Below are 17,507 nucleotides of genomic sequence, written 5' to 3' on the forward strand. Positions count from 1 at the left end.
TGAAATGTCGGAAAATGCCGAGGCGCTGTCGCGCCCCCACAGCTTGGACGAGATTCGTCGCCGCCGCACCTTTGCCATTATTTCGCACCCGGATGCCGGTAAGACGACCCTGACGGAGAAGCTACTGCTCTTTGGTGGGGCCATCCAGATGGCAGGGACGGTAAAGGCGCGTAAAAGCAGTCGTCACGCCACTAGCGACTGGATGGCGATTGAGAAGAGCCGTGGCATCTCGGTGGCCAGTTCGGTGATGCAGTTCGAGTATGCCGATCACGTGATCAATCTGCTCGACACGCCAGGTCACCAGGACTTCTCCGAAGATACCTATCGGGTGTTGACGGCAGTGGATTCGGCACTGATGGTCATCGACGCCGCCAACGGCGTCGAGGCGCAGACCATCAAGCTGCTGGAGGTCTGCCGTCTGCGGGATACCCCCATCATCACCTTCATGAATAAATTCGATCGCGAAAGCCGCGACCCCACCGAGCTGATGGATGAAGTCGAATCGGTGCTCGGCATTGCCTGCGCGCCGGTCACCTGGCCGGTGGGTATGGGTAAGCGCTTTCGTGGCGTCTATCACCTGTTGCGCGACGAGATGCTGGTCTTTACCCCAGGACAGGAGAGTCGCGAGCAGGAATTGGAGATCATCTCCGGTCTCGATAATCCGGAAGTGGACCGTCGTTTTCCCGAGGAAATGGCGGACTTGCGTGACGAGATCGAGCTGTTGCGTGCCGCCGCCAATCCCTTCGACCTGGATGCGTTTCTTGCGGGCAAGCAAACGCCGGTCTTTTTTGGCTCAGCAATCAATAACTTTGGCGTGCGCGAATTGTTGCAGGCACTCATCGACTGGGCTCCGGGACCGCTTCCCAGGCCCGCCACGAGCCGCTGTGTCGAGCCCGATGAAGAAAAGTTCTCGGGTTTCGTCTTCAAGATCCAGGCCAATATGGACCCGCAGCATCGCGATCGGGTCGCGTTTCTGCGCATCTGTTCCGGGCACTTTCAGCGCGGCATGCGCGTGCGTCACCTGCGCCTGGGGCGAGAGATCCAGATTCACAATCCCATCACCTTCCTGGCGCGTGAGCGTGAACTGGTGGAAGACGCCTATGCCGGGGATATCATCGGTCTGCACAACCACGGCAGCATCCAGATCGGTGACAGCTTCAGCATGGGCGAAGACCTGCAATTTACCGGCATCCCGTACTTTGCCCCGGAACTGTTCCGCCGCGTGCGTTTGCGCAACCCCCTCAAGGCCAAACAGTTGCAGAAAGGTCTGCAGCAGTTGGCGGAGGAGGGCGCAACCCAGGTTTTTCGTCCATTGCAGGGTGGGGATCTCATCCTCGGCGCGGTCGGGGTCTTGCAGTTTGATGTGGTGGCGGAGCGGCTGAAAAGCGAATATGCCGTCGAGGCCAGCTTTGAACCGGTGAACGTGCAGACCGCGCGTTGGGTGGAATGCGCGGATGCCAAGCGTCTGGCGGAATTCAGCCGCAAGCTGGAAGAACATCTGGCGGAAGACGCCGGCAATCGTCTTGCCTATCTTGCGCCGTCACGGGTGAATCTGGAACTTACCCAGGAGCGCTGGCCAGAGATCATCTTCCATGCCACTCGCGAGCATGCCGGCGCATGAGATTGCCCCTCCGTGCCCTTGCCCTGGTTGCCGCCTTTCTTGCGCTGCCAGCCTTCGCGCAGGATTGGGAAGCCCTGCGTAATCAGGCGGAGCAGGACTCGCAGGCCCTGGCGCAACTGCAGCGAGCGGCACGCAACGGCCATGCCGAGGCGGCGTTTTTTTTGGGTACGCTCTACGCGCCACCCATTTGCAAACAGGAACGCACGGTGTCCAAGAGCTGGGACCAGGCCCTGCATTGGTATCGCATCGCCTCCGACCTGGGGGTGGCGAAGGCCGATTTCGACCTCGGCCTGGCCTATGAAAAGGGGCTGGGCGTCAGCAAAAATCCGGTACTGGCACGGTATTATTATCGGCGCCTGATGACCCAGGCGGCGCGAGAGGTCGGTGTGCCGGCCGGCCGTGCCGAGGCCCTCGGTACGGGCAAGGCATATCCCCGGGATTCCGTCACGGGTCCTCCCCCCGGCCTGGAGTGACTGATTCCGCCCCGGGGAGAGGGCGTATCCCCGCCTTGCGCCAGGGTCTTGATCCTCGTATAGTTTGCGCCTCATTCAGGGGAGAAAGGCACGGTCGTCCCTCGCCCCGCTCGTGATAACGCAATAGAAGGAGTAATCATCAATGACCGAAGCAAATTTTGTCCTTGCTGCCGAGCCACGCAAGGAAGAAGGCCGTCGTAACAGTCGACGCTTGCGCCGCGCGGGCCGGATCCCGGCGGTCGTTTATGGCGACGGCAAGCCGGCGGAATCCATTAGCCTGGACGTCTTTGCCGCCTATAAGTTTCTTGGCAATGAGCAGGTGTACAGCAACGTCGTTACCCTGGACCTGGGTGTCCGCAAGGAAAGCGTGCTGATTCGCGACCTGCAAATGCACCCCTACAAGGATGAGATCCTTCATGTGGACTTCATGCGTGTGCACCAAGGTGAGCTGGTGACCTTGAATGTGCCTGTGCACCTGCTCAACGAACAAAACGCCGTAGGAGTGAAGATGGGAGGCGGTCTGCTGCATCGTGCGCTGACGGAAGTCGAGATTCAGGCCCCGGTCGGCAAGCTGCCAGAGGCCATTGAAGTGGATGTGCGCGAGCTGCAAGTGGGCGAAAGTATCCATTTGTCCAACCTCAAAGTGCCGGCCAATGTCGTGCTGGTTGCGCTCAAGCATGGGGATGACAAGGAAGTGGTGTCGATCCATGCCCCCCATGGGGCGGCCAGTGAAGAAGAAGGCGCTGCGGCGGAGTAACCCGCTTCATGGACTGGTTGATCGCCGGTCTGGGTAATCCCGGTCCGGACTATGCAAAAACCCGCCACAACGCGGGTTTTTGCTTTGTGCAGGAGCTGGCCCAGCGTCACCAAGCTTCTTGGCGCCTGGAAAAGGCCTGGAAGACGGAGCTTGCCCGGTTCGCGATCGGCGGCTATGATCTACTCGTGTTGCAGCCGCAGGACTTCATGAATCGTTCCGGAGCGCCGGTGCAGGCTGCTGCCGCCTTCTTTAAGATTCCGCCTGCGCGTATCCTCGTGGTGCACGACGAACTCGACCTTCCTCCCGGTGTGGCCCGTTTCAAATGGTCTGGTGGCCACGGTGGGCACAATGGCCTGCGTGATCTCGATCGCGCCCTGGGGACGCGGGACTACTGGCGCCTGCGCATTGGCATTGGGCATCCCGGCCACAAGGATCGGGTCGTGGGATACGTGCTAGCACGCCCTGGAGCTACGGAAGAAGCGGAAATCCATGCCGCCATCGACCGCAGTCTGGGTGTTCTGGATGATTTTCTCGCCGGGCGGGCGGATGCCGCCATGAAGACCCTGCACAGCGAATAGGAGCCCTCCATGAGTTTGGCTTGCGGCATTGTTGGCCTGCCCAACGTTGGTAAATCCACCCTTTTCAACGCCATCACCAAGGCGGGGATTGCGGCAGAAAACTATCCCTTCTGTACCATTGAACCCAATGTGGGGCTGGTCAGTGTTCCGGATCCGCGCTTGCTGGCCCTGGCGGAAATCGTTCATCCGCAGAAGGTCGTGCCGGCGGTGATGGAGTTTGTCGATATCGCCGGGTTGGTGGCTGGTGCCGCCCAGGGAGAGGGTCTCGGTAATCAATTTCTCGCCCACATTCGCGAGACCGACGCCATCGCCCTGGTGACCCGGTGTTTTGTCGATCCGAATGTGGTGCATGTGAATGGACAGGTCGATCCCGTTGCTGACCTGGAAACCGTCATGACGGAGCTGATCCTGGCGGACTTGGCTAGCCTGGAAAAGGCACAGGCGCGCGTGACGCGGCAAGCCAAGGGCGGGAATAAAGAGGCGCTTGCCGAGCTTGCTGCCATGAACAAGCTGCAGCCGCACCTGAACGCCGGCAAGCCGGCACAAAGCGCGCCGCTGACGGTAGAGGAACGCCAAGTGCTGCGCGGACTCTTTCTGCTCACCCTGAAGCCCTTGATGGTCATCGCCAATGTGGCGGAGAACGAGCTCGAAGACGGCCCGTGGCGCGCACCTTTGGAGGCATGGGCGGGGGAACGGGGCGCGCGGGTGGTACCAGTTTGTGCCGCTATCGAGGCCGAGCTGGCGGAGTTGGAGCCGGAAGAACAGCTCGCATTTTTGCAAGACCTCGGGTTACACGAGCCAGGACTCAACCGGATCATCCGCGCTGCCTATCAGCTTCTGGGTCTGCAGACCTATTTCACCGCCGGCGAAAAGGAAGTGCGTGCCTGGACGATCCCGGTAGGGGCCACTGCGCCCCAGGCGGCAGGGGTCATTCACAGCGACTTCGAGCGCGGTTTTATTCGGGCGCAGACGATCTCTTACGAAGATTACATTCGCTATCGCGGTGAGGCGGGCGCCAAAGAGTCTGGTAAACTGCGCGCCGAAGGCAAGGACTATGTCGTGCACGACGGTGACGTGATGAACTTTCTATTCAATGTGTGACACTTCTGTTGTCCATCAGGACGGAATCAGACTGGCCAAGCAGAATCCCCTGAGCAGATTGTTCTGTTGTTCCTGCAGTTCCATCCACGCAGTGTGCAGCGGGCAGGGGTGGAGGTCAGAACACACTTTTTGTCCAAGAATGCAGTGCACCTGTTTTTCTGGGGCGGTGCTTACCGCTTGCAGAATGTCATAGGCGCTCAGGCTTGCAGCCTCAGGCCGCAACGCAAAGCCGCCTCCCTTGCCCTTGAGAGATTCCAATACGCCGCGTTTGGCTAAAATCCGCAATACGCTTGCCACGCAGGGCTCCGAAACCCCTACGGCGTGCGCAATGTCGCGACAGAGAATCGGTACTCCGATTCCCTGCTCCGCAAGGAACAGCAAACAGCGGAGGGCACATTCGGTATTTTTGTTGAACATTTGTAGTCGGTCGTTGGGTGGCCGTTAACAAGGAGGAAGCGCCTCAGCACTTCCTCACGCCGATGGAACAGGAAATCTTGGTAATGAATCTAATGGGCGACAACGGTGGAAGGCTTACTTCCACTGGTGCGCAGGGCATTACGGCGCATCGCCCAGCTCATGCCCAGCATGGCTGCCGAAAAAGCCGCTGAGAAGCCGATGACGATCCAGTTGTAGATGCCCGAGCCTGCCTGTGGAGCGACGGCAAAAATTACCTGCAGACAAATGGCCAGGGCGAGATAGGCGGAAGATCCAATGATCAAGACCATTTCCTTGTTCTGGACGTTGCGGATCACCCAGATTCCTTCCAGCACGCCCACAATGGCGACCCAGGCAAATACGGTCAACAGCGTAAATACCATGTTGCCCTGCGTGGCCAGAATGATAACGGCGATGCCGGCAGCGACGCCAACGATGGCCTTCAAGGCAATCAGTACCCGCGGGCAGGTACCAGAGCCTTTTTGTGCCAGGCGGATTGCGGAGTAGTGTAGCAGCAAATTAGTAATGTCCGCTTTCGGCACGTTAGAAATGTCCGCCTGGAAGAGTAGAGAGGCAAGGACGAATGACGCAGGAGCGGATAGAGATGAGCGAGCGGGAGCTCAAGCGGTTTGCGGTGCTGCAGCAGGTGATCGATGGGAGCCGAAGTCAGGGGCAGGCAGCGCTGGCATTAGGCTTGTCGGAGCGGCAGATTCGGCGCTTGCAGCGCGGGGTTGAGCGGGAAGGGGCACGGGCATTGATCAGTCGACGCCGTGGCAGACCCTCCAACCGAAGGGTAGAGACGACGGTCCGGGAGGGCATCCTGGCGCAGGTGCGGGCACGCTATGCGGACTTTGGCCCCACCTTGGCAGCGGAATATCTGCGCGCAGATGGCTATACCGTATCGAAGGAGACGCTGCGTCGCTGGATGATCGCTGCGGGCCTGTGGCAAGCCCAGCGCAAGCGGCGCACGCGCCTGCACCCACCCAGGCCGCGCCGAGCGCGACTGGGGGAATTGATCCAGATCGATGGCAGTCCCCACGATTGGTTCGAAGGCCGTGGGCCGCGCTGCACCCTGATCGCCTTCATTGACGATGCCACCAGTCGGGTCTTGTATGCCCGTTTTGCGCCGGTAGAAAGCAGTCAGGCCTACCTGTCCGCCCTACAGACCTACGTCACGACTCATGGCTGCCCCGTGGCGCTCTACAGCGATCGGCACAGCATCTTCACCAAACACAACCCAGAAGACAACGAACCCACGCAGTTTCAGCGTGCCACCGAAGCCTTGGGAATTGCCACCATCCAGGCCTTGAGCCCACAGGCCAAAGGTCGGGTAGAACGCCTGTTCCAAACGCTTCAGGATCGCCTGGTCAAGGCCTTGCGCCTGAAGGGTATCAGCGATCAGGATACCGCCAACGCTTGGCTCCCCCAGTACCTGCAGCAACACAATGCGCGCTTTGCCGTGGCGGCATGCGACGACGAGGACGCCCACCAACCCTATGATGGAAGTCCAGAAACTCTCGCCCGGATCTGCGCCATCCACCACCGCCGTACCCTATCCAAAGACTTGGTGCTGTCTTTCCAGAGACAACGCTACATCATCCAGACCGGTGGTGCCCCACGTTATGCACTGCGCGGACGGAAAGTCGATGTCGTGGTCCATGCCAACGGGCAAGTAGAACTAGTAGCCGCCCAGGCAGTCTTGCCCTACAAGGTCTTCGATCCCGCCCAGGAAATCCCTCGTCCTGTCGATGACAAAGGCCTCAACGCACGTGTCGACACGATCCTGGCGTCCCGCCGCTGGTCCGAAAAATCCCGACCTGCTGCCGACCACCCTTGGCGTCGTTACCCCACCTCAGATTGTCCTTGAAAGAAACCAACACCCAGGAAACCGGACATCTCTATCTTGCCCAACACCGGACATTTCTAATGTGCCTTGACAGCGGATTGCGGAGTAGCCGCCATCAAAGAAGACATAGATAGCAAAAAACCAGATGAGCAGAGTCATGGTGGCACCGAAATCCAGCAACGCGGCGATGACGAAAGCTAGTGCGGCGACACCCCGGGCAAAAAGCAGTTGCCAGGAGAATAGGGTCATACGATCTTCCCGCCCGAGTGTTTGTGTATTCATAGGTGGACCTCCTTTATTCCTGTCCCGAAAATTTGAAAGAATGATAAAAAGCATTCTTTCATCTGTTTTATAGTCAAATAGAAATCGCAAAGCAACTATTATTTTTTTATTTTTCTGATTATCCTATAACCTTTCTTATTGAAAGTTAGTGGTTAAATTTACGTATTATTACATTAACATTATCTTATTAAGAGATTTTCCTGCGTCTTGACCCGCCGGAGTCGGGCGGGTCGTCTCCTCTTTGCCTCCGGAACTGCCTGATATTTCTTTTTCTTTCCAGCAAACTATGCTAGAGTCATCCTGGTAGAGGGTGACTCGGAAGGTCCCCTCGTTGAGCAAGTATGTCAGAAATGACCGAGCAGGGAGCGTTATGCCCATCGTTGCACCGCAGTATGGTATCACCCCAGAGCGCAAGCGTGCGCGGGAGCAGGAAACTGGAACGGAACAGCGCGTTCCTCGGCGCTCCATTGAGCCTGTGCCCGCCGAAAATATCGATCAGACGGGTAGACCGCAGTTCTGGTACCCAAAAGATCTGCCTATCCCGGAGGAGTCGGCGCGTCCGGCCACTACTCAGCCAAGTTCGCGTTCGAGTACACGATCCGTCACCGTGGAAGTGCGTAAGCGGCGCAGTATTCCACGCTGATCCTTGAATAGCCTGATATCCTGAGGTATTTTCCGGTTCGGACATGCGAAAACGGGAGGGGAAACATGGGCCTATTTGATGATGTGGTATCCAGTGGCATGGCGGCTTTTGGCGCCGATCAAGGTGGTTTTTTGGGCTCTGCAGTTCGCTTTTTGCAGAGTCAGCCCGGCGGTGTGAGCGGCACGCTGCAACAGCTGCGCGATAACGGACTGGGTTCCGTTGTCGATTCGTGGATATCCAATGGACAGAATCAGCCGATCAGCGCGGATCAGATTGAATCCGCTATTGGCAGTGATCGGATTCAAAACATCGCTAGCACAATCGGTATGGATCCGCAAGCCCTCACGCAGGGATTGAGTCAAGCCCTCCCAGGGATCATCGATCGTTTGACGCCGGGGGGTGAGGCTCCGGATGCAGGAGGTCTGGATCAAGCCCTGCAAAGTTTGAAAGGGTTGTTGTAGTCACTGCTGTACTCAAACCAAAGGAGAACACCATGTTGAAAAAAGTATTGGCGTCCTGTGTTGCCGTGTCATTCCTGCTATCTGGCGCCGCTTTTGCGGAAACCGCTGCACCGGCCGCGCCGATGAAGATGGAGAAGAAGGTAGAGCAGCACAAAGCTCCACGCAAGCTTACCGCACAGCAGGAAAAGATGAAGACCTGCAATGCCCGTGCGAAGGGTATGAAAGGCGAGCAGCGCAAGTCCTTCATGAGCAGCTGCCTGAAGAAGAAGTAATCCAGGTTCGTGCAGAAAAGAAGGGCTGGCCGCAGCGCGGCCAGCCTTTTTACGTTGCGCTACTGGAGTGTCGACGACGTTGTGGGTAACGGTTTCCGCGATGTGGCAGCGGATTGCCCCGTTCTGGAACGGGGAAGGGCGCCGGTGGCGCGCCGATCAGTGGCGCCAGCTCCTGCAGGGCCAGGCAGTAAACGCGGCGCTTGAAGGCGATGATTTCTGCTGCCGGACGCCAATAATCCACCCACTGCCAGTCTTCAAATTCTGGGTGCGCGGTCTGCAGGTTGATTTCCGCTTCGCTGCCCTCAAAGCGCAATAAAAACCAAATCTGTTTTTGTCCGCGATAGCGCCGTTGCCGGTTGCGGTTCCGCGCATTGGGCACGTCGTAGCGTAGCCAGCCCCGGGTGCGACCCAAAATACACACCTTGTTGGTGCCGACCTCTTCCAGGAGCTCACGGAATACCGCCTGTTCGGGGCTTTCGGTGCCATCGATACCGCCCTGGGGAAACTGCCAGGCATTTTCACCCACTCTTTTCGCCCAGAGTACTTGATTGTCTTGGTTGCAAATGATCATGCCCACGTTGGGGCGATAGCCGTCTGCGTCGATCATCGCTGTGTCTCTCTACAGAATTTATCTCACTGTAACAAAATTCTGGGTAGAGGTCATGGGCGCTTGCGGGCGGCAAATTTGCATTTTACAGCGAGTGCAGGAGGTCGAGGGAAAAGCGTTGTCCAGCAAGAAAATCGTGAATGCATTGCTCTACCATTACCGTACGGAGCCGTGCCGCCGAGAGCTCCTCTGGCCGCAACCAACGCGGGCCAATGATGCCGACATCCAGAGGAGCCAGTGGATTATGCCCGCTGGCGTGGCCGACGAAGGCAATGCGGAGATAGGTAAGGTCTTTGCGCGGATGTTGCCAGTGGTAAATGCCCAAAATGGCTTCCGGGACAAAATCATAACCAGTCTCTTCGAGGGTTTCACGGATGACCGCCTCGGTCAGACTTTCCCCTTTTTCCCAGTGGCCGGCAGGCTGATTGAGGCAGGGCTGGCCATCGATGAGCTCTTCGACGAGAAGGAAACGCCCGTGGGCATCACAGGTGACGGCGGCAACGGTGACATGCGGGCTCCATCTCATGCGGCAGCTTCCTGCTGGATTTCGGCTTCCTGCAAGAAGCGCCAGGTACCAGGCGGCAGATCGCCCAGAGTGAAGGGGCCAAAGCCCTCGCGGTGCAATGTTTGTACGTGATTGCCCAAAGCAGCCATCATGCGGCGCACCTCGTGGTAGCGCCCTTCCTGTAGGGTCAGGCGGATTTCCCGCTCGCCCAGTCTCTGTACCTGCGCCGCTTTGCAAGGTACGCTTTCGCCCTCCAGAAGCAGCTTGCCGCTGGCAAGAATCTGCTCGGCATCGTCCTGCAATGGCTCCGCCAACTGCACCTGGTAGTGACGGGGAATCGCGTGGCGCGCGTGACTCCAGCGGTGCAGCCATTGTCCGTCGTCACTCAGTAGCAGCAAGCCACTGGTGTCGCGATCGAGGCGCCCGGCACTGCTCAGGACCGGGCGGCGATAGCGCCAACGCATCGGCAGGTCATCATAGATGCTGCGCGGATCATCGTGGGCACAGACCGTGCCCAGATCCTTGTGGTAGAGCAGATAGAGAGGGCCTGCCGGATCGATGGCCTCGCCATCGACGCGGACCTGGTCGGGATTGACCTTGCTGCCTGATCGCAGTTTATCCGCTACACCGGCGACCTGGATGCGATCCTCGCGTAGCCAGTCGCGTACCTCCGAGCGGCTGCAGTAGCCGAGCCGGGAAAGAAGGTGGTCAAGGCGCTCTTGTCTGGCAGTCATCGGTAGAGTGTAGCCGCCCGAAGGCGGTGACGGAAGCGTTGCCAGGACTTACAATGCGGACTGACGTATCACTGGGGAGCGATCATGGCTGAGGGCTTTACCTTGCCCGCAGAGTGGGCAGCACAGCAGGCGGTGCAATTGACCTGGCCGCATCCGGCAACGGATTGGGCGTCACGGCTGCAGCAAGTCTTGCCAGTCTTTGCCGCTATCGGTGCGGCCATCAGCCAGCGGGAAGATCTACTGATAGCGCTGCACGATGAGGCCAGCCAGCGGGAATGTGAACGACAGTTGCGCGCCGCCGGCGCTGATCTGGCGCGTTGCCATTTTCATCGGGGTCCCAGCAACGATTCCTGGGCGCGAGATCATGGCCCCATTACCCTGCGGCACCCGGATGGGCGCCGTCGACTGCTGGACTTTGCCTTCAATGCCTGGGGACTGAAATTTGCCGCCGATCTCGATAATCAATTGACACGCCGCCTGCATGCTGCGGGAGCCTATGGTGATCTGCCTTTGCAGACCCTGGGCATGGTCCTGGAGGGCGGCAGCATCGATAGCGACGGCCAGGGTACCCTGCTGACTACGGACGCCTGTCTGCTGTCGCCCAATCGCAATCCGCAATGGTCCCGAGAAGAAATCAGCAGCCAGCTCTGTGTCCTCCTTGGTGTCGAGCGCGTATTCTGGCTGCAGTCCGGTTACCTGCAGGGCGATGATACCGATGCCCATGTGGACACCCTGGCGCGCTTCTGCAGCGCGGGGGTCATTGCCTATCAGTCCTGCGACGACCCCCTGGACGATCATTTTGCCCCCCTGCAGCAGATGGCGGCGGAACTGGCAGGATTCCCGCAAATCGACGGCCGCCCCTATCACCTGATTCCGTTGCCTTGGCCAGCGGCCCGCTATGATGAAGAGGGTGAGCGACTGCCCCTGAGCTATGCCAATTTTCTGATCATCAATGGTGCTGTCTTGTTGCCAGGCTATGATGATCCCGCCGATGCGGTAGCTGCGGAGCGGCTGGCGGCCGCATTTCCGGACCGGGAAATCGTCCTGCTTCCCTGTCTGGAGCTGGCGCGCCAGCATGGCAGTCTGCATTGTGTGACCATGCAGATTCCTGCCTGAGGGGCTGCCTTGACAGAATGCTACCGGGTGGCCATCGTGGACCATCGCTAGGGGGAGTTTCATGCTGCACTATCCCAATATCAATCCCATGGGTTTCCAGTTGGGGCCGATTACCATCCATTGGTATGGCCTGCTGGAAATCATCAGCTTTGTCATCGCTACTCTGTGGCTCATTCGCCGCGGACGCCGCAGCCATACGCCCTGGAAAAAATCCGAGGTGGTCGATCTGGAGTTTTTTGTGGCGATTGGCGCCATCCTTGGCGGCCGCGTGGGTTATGTGCTCTGGTACAATCTTCCCTACTATGTGCAGCATCCTTTGCACATGCTGTATATCTGGGATGGCGGTATGTCCTTCCACGGCGGCCTGCTTGGTGTGGTGTTGGCCTGCTGGCTTTTCGCGAAAGGCAAACCGGAGCATGACTTCTTGCCCACTCTTGATTTTATCGCCCCGGCAGTTCCCATCGGTTTGGGTCTCGGCCGCATTGCCAACTTCATCAACGATCAGCTCTTTGGTCGGGTGAGCCATCTGCCCTGGGCGATGGTCTTTCCGGCCGGGGGACCGCAGCCGCGCCAGCCCTCGCAGATTTATGAATTCCTTCTCGAAGGAGTCCTACTCTTTTTGATTCTCGCCATCTATAGTCGGCGTCCGCGTCCCATCGGTGCGGTGGGTGGACTCTTTGTCTTCGGCTACGGCGTGTTCCGCTTTCTGGTCGAATTCGTGCGGCAACCGGATATTCAGTTGGGCTTTGTCCTGGGTCCCCTGACCATGGGGCAAGTCCTCTCCATTCCGATGATCATTCTCGGGCCGGTCATCATCTGGTGGGCCTATCGCGGTGGCTTTGCCAAGCAGGAGGAGCAATCTTTGGCGGCGCTGGAGGCCCAGGCTGAGTAACTGTCCTGATCTCAATGCGCCGCAATGGGAGGCGGTGCGCCATGTGCATGGGCCATTGCTGGTACTCGCCGGCGCGGGCTCGGGAAAGACCCGGGTGATCACCCAAAAGATCATCCATCTGATTCAGAATGAGCAGGTTGCAGCGCAGCACATCGCCGCGGTTACCTTCACCAACAAAGCGGCACGCGAGATGAAAGCGCGGATTTCCCAGCGTCTGGAGGGCCGGACCGGACGGGGCTTGCTGGTCTCGACCTTTCATCGTCTGGGCCTGCAGATTCTGCGCCGGGAGCTGCCACGCCTGGGCTATGGGCCAGCCTTCAGCGTCATTGATCCCGGCGACAGTCTGGCCGTCGTACGTGGCTTGCTGCGCGAGAGCAACGGCGCAGCGGATCTTGCCGAGGCGATCCAGTCGCGCATCTCGCGCTTCAAGAACGATGGTCTTGCGCCGGAAGAAGTCGTAGCCGATGATCAGATCGGTGCCCTGGCGCAAGCGCTCTACCCCGAGTACAACAAGTCCTTGCACGCCTGTAATGCGGTGGATCTGGACGATCTAATTCTGCTGCCCACCCGTATCCTCAGCACCGACGAGGCAGCGCGTGCCTATTGGCAGGATCGCCTTCGCTACCTGTTGGTGGACGAATATCAAGACAGCAATGGCGCGCAATATCGTCTCCTGCGCGTGCTCTTGCAGCAGCGCCAGAACCTGACGGCGGTGGGAGACGATGATCAGAGCATCTACTCCTGGCGTGGCGCCGCTGCGGACAATCTGCATCGTCTGGCGGAAGATTTCCCCACCCTAAAAGTGATCAAGCTGGAGCAAAATTATCGTTCTACTGCGCGTATTCTACGGGCTGCCAATGCCGTTATCGCGCAGAACGAGCATTTATTCGAAAAACGATTATGGTCGGATCTGGGGGAGGGCGAGCGCATACAGGTACATGCCTGTGCAGAGGAGAGCGATGAGGCCGAGAGGGTGGCGAACGCCATCCTGCGGGACCGCTTTCAACGGGATGGAGCGTATCGTGACTACGCGGTGCTGTACCGTAGCAATCATCAGTCCCGCCCGTTGGAAGCGGCCTTGCGCGCTGCGCGGATTCCCTATCAGGTCTCCGGCGGAATCTCGTTTTTCGAGCGTGCGGAAATTAAGGATTTTCTCGCCTACTGTCGCTTGATCCACAATCCCGACGACGATCCAGCGCTGCTGCGCGCCGTGAACACGCCGCGCCGGGGAATCGGCAGTCAAACTCTGGAATACCTGGGGCAACATGCGCGGGCCCAAGGGCAGTCTTTCTTCGCCAGCATCTTTAGCGAAGAGCTGGAGTTGCCGGCGCGCAGCCGCAACGCCCTGGAAGATTTCGCCAACTGGATCAATCAGAAAAATGATGAAGCACAGCGCAGTGCGGAATTGCTTCCCGTCCTGCAGAGCATTCCGGAAGAGATTGGCTACTGGCAATATCTGCTGGATGAGGGCGATGAGCGTGGTGCCCGTCGCCGTTGGGAGAATCTGCAGGAACTGCTGGACTGGATGGGCCGGTTGCTGGAGCAGGAGGACGGTCCCAAAGATCTCGGCGAGCTACTGCAACGTCTCATGCTCTACACCATGCTGGAGAGGGAAGAGGACGACGATCGTGACGTCGTGCGCTTGTCGACCCTGCATGCGGCCAAGGGACTGGAATTTCCGCAGGTATTTCTGGTAGGGCTGGAAGAGGAGTTGTTACCGCATCGCAATAGCGAGACGCCCGCGCAGATCGCCGAGGAGCGTCGTTTGTTCTATGTGGGAATGACCAGGGCACGCTTTCGTTTGCAGCTCAGTTTTTGCCAGAAGCGCAAACGCTATGGTGAAATGCTGAATCCCGAACCATCACGATTTTTGCAAGAGATCCCCGCCGAGCATCTGGATTGGCAGCGTAGTGCGAGTACCGCCGATGCCCCGGAGGAAACCGAGGACGCCTTCGCGCGCCTGCGCGCCCTGCTCGACAGCTGAAAAGCGAAAGGCCAGTCGGATGACTGGCCTCTTGTCTCGCTCGCTGCAGGAGACGATCAGGCGCTAGCCTGTTCTCCCATTGCTTTCACCCGTGCCGACAGACGGCTCTTGGTGCGCGCTGCGGCGTTACGATGGATGACGCCCTTGCTGGCGGTCTTGTCGATGATCGACTCAGCCGTGTGCAACGCACTGCGAGCCTGTTCCTGGTTGCCCTCGCGGACGGCGCGCAGCACGTGCTTCACGTACGTGCGCATACGGGAATGCAGACTGTCGTTGTGCAGTCGCCGCTTTTGATTCTGAATTGCGCGCTTGCGCGCCTGAGCCGAATTCGCCACGCTACCACTCCTGATACATGCAAAGACCCCTTTACTGGGGCGACAGATAGACGGATTCTGCGCAGTTTCACCAGCAAAGTCAAGGCGGCTTCGACACCATCCTCAAAGTGATCGGGGCCTTGGGTCGCAAGCACCATGCCGAAGTCACTCATCCGTTGTCCAAGCGCCCAGCCTCTAAGCCGTGAGGGTTTGCGTCGAGTTCAATGCTGTAGGTGCAAATGCGCCGGGGGCGGGCCGGGGTCACGGTCCGGCTGCAAGTAAGCGGCGATGGTCGCACGGGCCACCGGCAAGGCTTGCCAGGCATTGTGCCCGCCATTCTCGACGACTACGGCTACCGCGATTTTGGGATGATCTACTGGTGCCCAGCCGATGAACAGGGAGTCGTTGTTGTAAATCGTCCGTCCATGGGCGTAGCCCTCGGGAATTTGTGCGGTACCCGTTTTGCCGGCGATGCTGATTCCGGGGATGCTGACGGTATGACAGGTGCCGGTATTGACGCAGGCCTCCATTCCCTGGCGTACGGCGTGCAATGCCACTGGGTCGATATGCAGGTTTTCCGGTGCCGCATTGGGGATCGGACTGCGTTCTCCAGTACTGGGATTGACCCATTCCTTGGCGACCTGTGGTTGCACCAGATAGCCGCCATTGGCGATGGCGGATACGGCGCGCGCGAGTTGCAGGGGGGTAACCAGGAGATAGCCCTGACCGATGCCCAAAATGACTGAATCGCCGGTGTACCAAGGGGCGTGCAGGTGCGCCCGCTTCCACTGTGGAGTGGGAACCAAGCCCGCCAAACCGCCCGGTAAATCGATACCGGGAGATTTGCCAAAGCCAAAGCGCCACAGGGTTTGATCCTGTAACTGGATGCCCATCTTCACCGCCAGCTTGTAATAAAAGACATCTACAGACCAAGCAAGCGCCTTGGTGAGATTGGTTTCGCCAAAACCACCGCGGTTCCAGTCCCAGTAGGTGTGTCCGCCAAGCTGAAAATTGCCCGGACAATAGGTCTGAAAATCCGGGCCTATTACCCCCGACTGAATGGCCTGGATGGAGAAGAAGGGTTTAGCGCAGGAGCCGGGCGGGTAGAGGCCATTGTCGGCGCGGTCGGTAAGCGGATGGCCAGGATTGTCGAGGAGGCTGCGCCAGTGCGCCGTACTGATGCCATCCACAAACCAGTTGGCATCGAAACTGGGGCTGCTGACCATGGCGAGTACATGACCGTCGTTGGGATCAAGAGCGACGACGGCACCCCGATAATGGTTGCTCTCGAGGGCATTTGCCGCGGCTTCCTGCACCCGTAGCCGTAAATGGGTCATAAGGTTGTCGCCAGCCAGCGGCTCTTGCTCCTCCAGCGTGCCGACCTGCAGCCCTTCGGCATTGATCTGTTTGATCTGATATCCCATCTGGCCGCGCAACCGTTGCTCATAGTGGCCCTCCAGTCCGGTCTTGCCAATGTAGTCCCGCCCGCGGTAATTCTCTGCCTGATGCCGTTTGAGATCAGCAGCGGTGATCGGCCCCACATAGCCGACGACGTGGGAAAAAAGGGCACCGAAGGGATAGTTGCGATGCATCAGGGCGGTAACGCGCACTCCAGGAAAATCTGCCTTGCGCACCGCCAGGGCGGCGACTTGCTGGGGACTGAGATTCGCTTTGAGGATGATGGGATCAAAGCTCGCCTTGGCTGCCATGCTTTTGTCGAAACGGGCCATGTCACCGTCGGAAAGATCGAGCAGCTTCTGCAGGCGATCAAGGGTGCTGTCCAGGTCGCTGGTCTGATCTGGTGTGACTTCCACCGCGTAGGTTGGCTGATTTTGTGCAAGAATTTGGCCATGATCGGCAAGGATCAAGCCACGGGGTGGGTTGACAGGAACCAGGGCGACATGGTTGTCATGGGCCAGTTGCCGGAATTTTTGATAATGCAATACCTGCAGGTCGAGCAGGCGGGCGAGCACGACCAGCAACAGCAGCAGCACCAGGATGGCAGCAAGGCCGAGCCGGTTACGAAAATACTGCCCGGAAATAAGAGGGGTGGAGGTCTTTTTCATGGGGTTATCGATTTGCAAATGCCTGCTGCCCTTCGTACACTCCTTGCCACACGGAAGCCGGGGGTAAGCGTGCGGGAATCTCGGGTCGAATCTCTCCTGGGTCAAGTCGAAGCCATGATACTCGATTATCACGCTCTGCGCCGCCAGGTGCGGGGAGTGGGGCAGATTGCCGAACTTGCGCGGCTACGTCGGGAAAAAGAGATCCTGGAAGCAGAAAATCTGCAGCTTCGTCGGCAGCAGCAAGACATTCGCGAGCGTCTGGATCGCTTACTGGAGCAAATCTCCATCTGGGAAAGGGAAGAGTATCAGCGATGAGTCAGGGCAATGCCGCCGATGCGCGCGAGCTGATCGCCGCAGAGTTTCTCAATCAATCCTATCAAATCACCTGCTCGCCCGAAGAACGGAATCTGCTCGGGCAGGCTATTGTCACGCTGCAGGAGCGTTTGCAGGCCGCCAAGGTGCGTCAGGGCGTGGGCGTCCAGAGGGAGCGCGCCCTGCTCATGGTTGCGTTGAATCTCGCTGCTGACCTGCAGCGTAGCCAGGGTGAATTGCAACAAGCGCAGAATACTCTGGAGACCGTGACTGCCCGACTGCGGAACCTGGTTGACATGGGGCAGGGCGCGGAGTAGCTTGGGACTACTCCCTGCGGGGCTCGTGGTTCCGGGATATTTCCTGAACCAACATTGTCTATCCAGGGGGCCTTGGTCCATATCGTTGGTGTGCCGCTCCCCTGCGGAGTAGCCTGATACGATTCCCGGGCTCCCGACCTGGTCATCAGGTTCGTGGGATAGCGGGCGCCACGACCCAAGCGGGGAGTTTT

General features: G+C 58.8%; 22 protein-coding genes and 1 other RNA gene. 15 read left to right on the plus strand and 8 right to left on the minus strand.

All coding sequences use genetic code 11. The annotated features are described in order from the left end of the window. Window positions 1–4 precede the first annotated feature (4 nt). The 5 genes from ACQAYK_RS02590 to ychF all read left to right on the plus strand — a co-directional run bounded on the left by ACQAYK_RS02590 (window position 5) and on the right by ychF (window position 4,530). Complete coding sequence (locus tag ACQAYK_RS02590; RefSeq protein WP_215872313.1) at window positions 5–1,621, plus strand: peptide chain release factor 3; 1,617 nt, start codon at window positions 5–7, stop codon at window positions 1,619–1,621. After that, entirely contained in the window at window positions 1,618–2,094 is a 477-nt protein-coding gene (locus ACQAYK_RS02595) for a tetratricopeptide repeat protein (RefSeq protein ID WP_483167790.1), read from the plus strand. The genes ACQAYK_RS02590 and ACQAYK_RS02595 overlap by 4 nt, the downstream gene beginning before the upstream one ends. A gap of 142 nt (window positions 2,095–2,236) precedes the next feature. Continuing rightward, the gene (locus ACQAYK_RS02600; RefSeq protein ID WP_215872311.1) at window positions 2,237–2,851 is read left to right on the plus strand and encodes a 50S ribosomal protein L25/general stress protein Ctc; all 615 of its coding nucleotides are present in this window, start codon (window positions 2,237–2,239) and stop codon (window positions 2,849–2,851) included. An 8-nt stretch (window positions 2,852–2,859) separates the two neighbouring features. Then, on the plus strand, window positions 2,860–3,429 hold the full coding sequence (pth, locus tag ACQAYK_RS02605; protein ID WP_215872310.1) for an aminoacyl-tRNA hydrolase: 570 nt from the start codon (window positions 2,860–2,862) through the stop codon (window positions 3,427–3,429). Window positions 3,430–3,438: 9 nt separating this feature from the next. Beyond that, on the plus strand, window positions 3,439–4,530 hold the full coding sequence (gene ychF / locus ACQAYK_RS02610) for a redox-regulated ATPase YchF (protein ID WP_215872309.1): 1,092 nt from the start codon (window positions 3,439–3,441) through the stop codon (window positions 4,528–4,530). 15 nt (window positions 4,531–4,545) lie between these two features. On the opposite strand, the gene ACQAYK_RS02615 is transcribed toward ychF, so the two are convergent. Beyond that, the gene (locus tag ACQAYK_RS02615) at window positions 4,546–4,947 is read right to left on the minus strand and encodes an RrF2 family transcriptional regulator (RefSeq protein WP_215872308.1); all 402 of its coding nucleotides are present in this window, start codon (window positions 4,945–4,947) and stop codon (window positions 4,546–4,548) included. A gap of 89 nt (window positions 4,948–5,036) precedes the next feature. Next, window positions 5,037–5,507, minus strand: coding sequence for a hypothetical protein (locus ACQAYK_RS02620; protein ID WP_483167791.1), 471 nt, complete (start codon window positions 5,505–5,507; stop codon window positions 5,037–5,039). A gap of 62 nt (window positions 5,508–5,569) precedes the next feature. On the opposite strand from ACQAYK_RS02620, the gene ACQAYK_RS02625 reads away from it, so the two are divergent. Then, window positions 5,570–6,832, plus strand: coding sequence for an ISNCY family transposase (locus ACQAYK_RS02625; RefSeq protein ID WP_483167386.1), 1,263 nt, complete (start codon window positions 5,570–5,572; stop codon window positions 6,830–6,832). Here ACQAYK_RS02625 and ACQAYK_RS02630 read toward each other — a convergent pair. Next, window positions 6,818–7,093: a hypothetical protein gene (locus ACQAYK_RS02630; RefSeq protein WP_483167792.1), complete on the minus strand. Its 276-nt coding sequence runs from the start codon at window positions 7,091–7,093 to the stop codon at window positions 6,818–6,820. The two genes, ACQAYK_RS02625 and ACQAYK_RS02630, sit on opposite strands and share 15 nt — an antisense overlap. Window positions 7,094–7,463: 370 nt before the next feature. Between ACQAYK_RS02630 and ACQAYK_RS02635 the strand changes: the two genes are divergently transcribed. The 3 genes from ACQAYK_RS02635 to ACQAYK_RS02645 are packed head-to-tail and all read left to right on the plus strand — an operon-like array spanning window position 7,464 to window position 8,469. Further along, entirely contained in the window at window positions 7,464–7,736 is a 273-nt protein-coding gene (locus ACQAYK_RS02635; protein ID WP_215872306.1) for a hypothetical protein, read from the plus strand. 20 nt (window positions 7,737–7,756) lie between these two features. After that, entirely contained in the window at window positions 7,757–8,197 is a 441-nt protein-coding gene (locus ACQAYK_RS02640) for a YidB family protein (protein WP_438267000.1), read from the plus strand. A gap of 32 nt (window positions 8,198–8,229) precedes the next feature. Next, a complete protein-coding gene (locus ACQAYK_RS02645; RefSeq protein WP_215872304.1) occupies window positions 8,230–8,469 on the plus strand; it encodes a PsiF family protein in 240 nt (79 codons plus the stop codon). 49 nt (window positions 8,470–8,518) lie between these two features. Here the strand turns inward: ACQAYK_RS02645 and ACQAYK_RS02650 are convergent, their stop codons facing one another. The 3 genes from ACQAYK_RS02650 to ACQAYK_RS02660 form a co-directional block, all read right to left on the minus strand. Next, complete coding sequence (locus ACQAYK_RS02650; protein WP_215872303.1) at window positions 8,519–9,076, minus strand: RNA pyrophosphohydrolase; 558 nt, start codon at window positions 9,074–9,076, stop codon at window positions 8,519–8,521. A gap of 85 nt (window positions 9,077–9,161) precedes the next feature. Next, window positions 9,162–9,602, minus strand: a complete 441-nt coding sequence (locus ACQAYK_RS02655; protein WP_215872302.1) for an NUDIX hydrolase — start codon at window positions 9,600–9,602, stop codon at window positions 9,162–9,164. After that, window positions 9,599–10,315: a pseudouridine synthase gene (locus tag ACQAYK_RS02660; RefSeq protein ID WP_215885759.1), complete on the minus strand. Its 717-nt coding sequence runs from the start codon at window positions 10,313–10,315 to the stop codon at window positions 9,599–9,601. The genes ACQAYK_RS02655 and ACQAYK_RS02660 overlap by 4 nt, the downstream gene beginning before the upstream one ends. Before the next feature lie 84 nt (window positions 10,316–10,399). Here ACQAYK_RS02660 and ACQAYK_RS02665 point away from each other — a divergent pair, with 84 nt between their 5' ends. The 3 genes from ACQAYK_RS02665 to ACQAYK_RS02675 all read left to right on the plus strand — a co-directional run bounded on the left by ACQAYK_RS02665 (window position 10,400) and on the right by ACQAYK_RS02675 (window position 14,307). After that, window positions 10,400–11,431 (plus strand): agmatine deiminase family protein, encoded by a 1,032-nt coding sequence (locus ACQAYK_RS02665; RefSeq protein WP_215870879.1) that lies wholly within the window; start codon window positions 10,400–10,402, stop codon window positions 11,429–11,431. A gap of 61 nt (window positions 11,432–11,492) precedes the next feature. Then, a complete protein-coding gene (lgt, locus tag ACQAYK_RS02670; RefSeq protein ID WP_215870880.1) occupies window positions 11,493–12,323 on the plus strand; it encodes a prolipoprotein diacylglyceryl transferase in 831 nt (276 codons plus the stop codon). 34 nt (window positions 12,324–12,357) lie between these two features. Continuing rightward, the gene (locus ACQAYK_RS02675) at window positions 12,358–14,307 is read left to right on the plus strand and encodes a UvrD-helicase domain-containing protein (RefSeq protein ID WP_438266999.1); all 1,950 of its coding nucleotides are present in this window, start codon (window positions 12,358–12,360) and stop codon (window positions 14,305–14,307) included. A gap of 56 nt (window positions 14,308–14,363) precedes the next feature. Here the strand turns inward: ACQAYK_RS02675 and rpsT are convergent, their stop codons facing one another. Together rpsT and mrdA are read right to left on the minus strand one after the other, a co-directional pair. Then, window positions 14,364–14,642 carry a 30S ribosomal protein S20 gene (rpsT, locus tag ACQAYK_RS02680; protein WP_215870881.1) on the minus strand — a complete coding sequence of 93 codons (279 nt, stop codon included), beginning with the start codon at window positions 14,640–14,642 and terminating at the stop codon, window positions 14,364–14,366. Window positions 14,643–14,842: 200 nt separating this feature from the next. Further along, complete coding sequence (gene mrdA / locus ACQAYK_RS02685) at window positions 14,843–16,687, minus strand: penicillin-binding protein 2 (RefSeq protein WP_215870882.1); 1,845 nt, start codon at window positions 16,685–16,687, stop codon at window positions 14,843–14,845. Between the two features lie 69 nt (window positions 16,688–16,756). Here mrdA and ACQAYK_RS02690 point away from each other — a divergent pair, with 69 nt between their 5' ends. The 3 genes from ACQAYK_RS02690 (at window position 16,757) to ssrS (ending at window position 17,506) form a co-directional block, all read left to right on the plus strand. Then, window positions 16,757–17,002: a hypothetical protein gene (locus ACQAYK_RS02690; protein ID WP_215870883.1), complete on the plus strand. Its 246-nt coding sequence runs from the start codon at window positions 16,757–16,759 to the stop codon at window positions 17,000–17,002. Then, window positions 16,999–17,316 (plus strand): cell division protein ZapA, encoded by a 318-nt coding sequence (locus ACQAYK_RS02695; protein ID WP_215870884.1) that lies wholly within the window; start codon window positions 16,999–17,001, stop codon window positions 17,314–17,316. The genes ACQAYK_RS02690 and ACQAYK_RS02695 overlap by 4 nt, the downstream gene beginning before the upstream one ends. 8 nt (window positions 17,317–17,324) lie before the next feature. Then, window positions 17,325–17,506: non-coding RNA, 6S RNA (ssrS, locus tag ACQAYK_RS02700), on the plus strand. The last annotated feature ends 1 nt before the right edge of the window (window position 17,507 follow it).

It is taken from the genome of Acidithiobacillus sp. AC3 (assembly GCF_050261095.1).
In the GTDB taxonomy this organism is placed as follows: Bacteria; Pseudomonadota; Gammaproteobacteria; order Acidithiobacillales; family Acidithiobacillaceae; genus Igneacidithiobacillus; species Igneacidithiobacillus copahuensis.

Excerpts from the sequence above, each read along its gene's own strand:
- ACQAYK_RS02625 (WP_483167386.1), top strand. The coding sequence starts at position 5,570 with ATGAGCGAGCGGGAGCTCAAGCGGTTTGCGGTGCTGCAGCAGGTGATC.
- ACQAYK_RS02660 (WP_215885759.1), bottom strand. The coding sequence starts at position 10,315 with ATGACTGCCAGACAAGAGCGCCTTGACCACCTTCTTTCCCGGCTCGGC.
- pth (WP_215872310.1), top strand. The coding sequence starts at position 2,860 with ATGGACTGGTTGATCGCCGGTCTGGGTAATCCCGGTCCGGACTATGCA.
- ACQAYK_RS02635 (WP_215872306.1), top strand. The coding sequence starts at position 7,464 with ATGCCCATCGTTGCACCGCAGTATGGTATCACCCCAGAGCGCAAGCGT.
- ACQAYK_RS02590 (WP_215872313.1), top strand. The coding sequence starts at position 5 with ATGTCGGAAAATGCCGAGGCGCTGTCGCGCCCCCACAGCTTGGACGAG.
- ACQAYK_RS02600 (WP_215872311.1), top strand. The coding sequence starts at position 2,237 with ATGACCGAAGCAAATTTTGTCCTTGCTGCCGAGCCACGCAAGGAAGAA.
- mrdA (WP_215870882.1), bottom strand. The coding sequence starts at position 16,687 with ATGAAAAAGACCTCCACCCCTCTTATTTCCGGGCAGTATTTTCGTAAC.
- ACQAYK_RS02650 (WP_215872303.1), bottom strand. The coding sequence starts at position 9,076 with ATGATCGACGCAGACGGCTATCGCCCCAACGTGGGCATGATCATTTGC.
- ACQAYK_RS02615 (WP_215872308.1), bottom strand. The coding sequence starts at position 4,947 with ATGTTCAACAAAAATACCGAATGTGCCCTCCGCTGTTTGCTGTTCCTT.
- ACQAYK_RS02695 (WP_215870884.1), top strand. The coding sequence starts at position 16,999 with ATGAGTCAGGGCAATGCCGCCGATGCGCGCGAGCTGATCGCCGCAGAG.
- ychF (WP_215872309.1), top strand. The coding sequence starts at position 3,439 with ATGAGTTTGGCTTGCGGCATTGTTGGCCTGCCCAACGTTGGTAAATCC.
- ACQAYK_RS02630 (WP_483167792.1), bottom strand. The coding sequence starts at position 7,093 with ATGAATACACAAACACTCGGGCGGGAAGATCGTATGACCCTATTCTCC.
- ACQAYK_RS02665 (WP_215870879.1), top strand. The coding sequence starts at position 10,400 with ATGGCTGAGGGCTTTACCTTGCCCGCAGAGTGGGCAGCACAGCAGGCG.
- ACQAYK_RS02645 (WP_215872304.1), top strand. The coding sequence starts at position 8,230 with ATGTTGAAAAAAGTATTGGCGTCCTGTGTTGCCGTGTCATTCCTGCTA.
- lgt (WP_215870880.1), top strand. The coding sequence starts at position 11,493 with ATGCTGCACTATCCCAATATCAATCCCATGGGTTTCCAGTTGGGGCCG.
- ACQAYK_RS02595 (WP_483167790.1), top strand. The coding sequence starts at position 1,618 with ATGAGATTGCCCCTCCGTGCCCTTGCCCTGGTTGCCGCCTTTCTTGCG.
- ACQAYK_RS02655 (WP_215872302.1), bottom strand. The coding sequence starts at position 9,602 with ATGAGATGGAGCCCGCATGTCACCGTTGCCGCCGTCACCTGTGATGCC.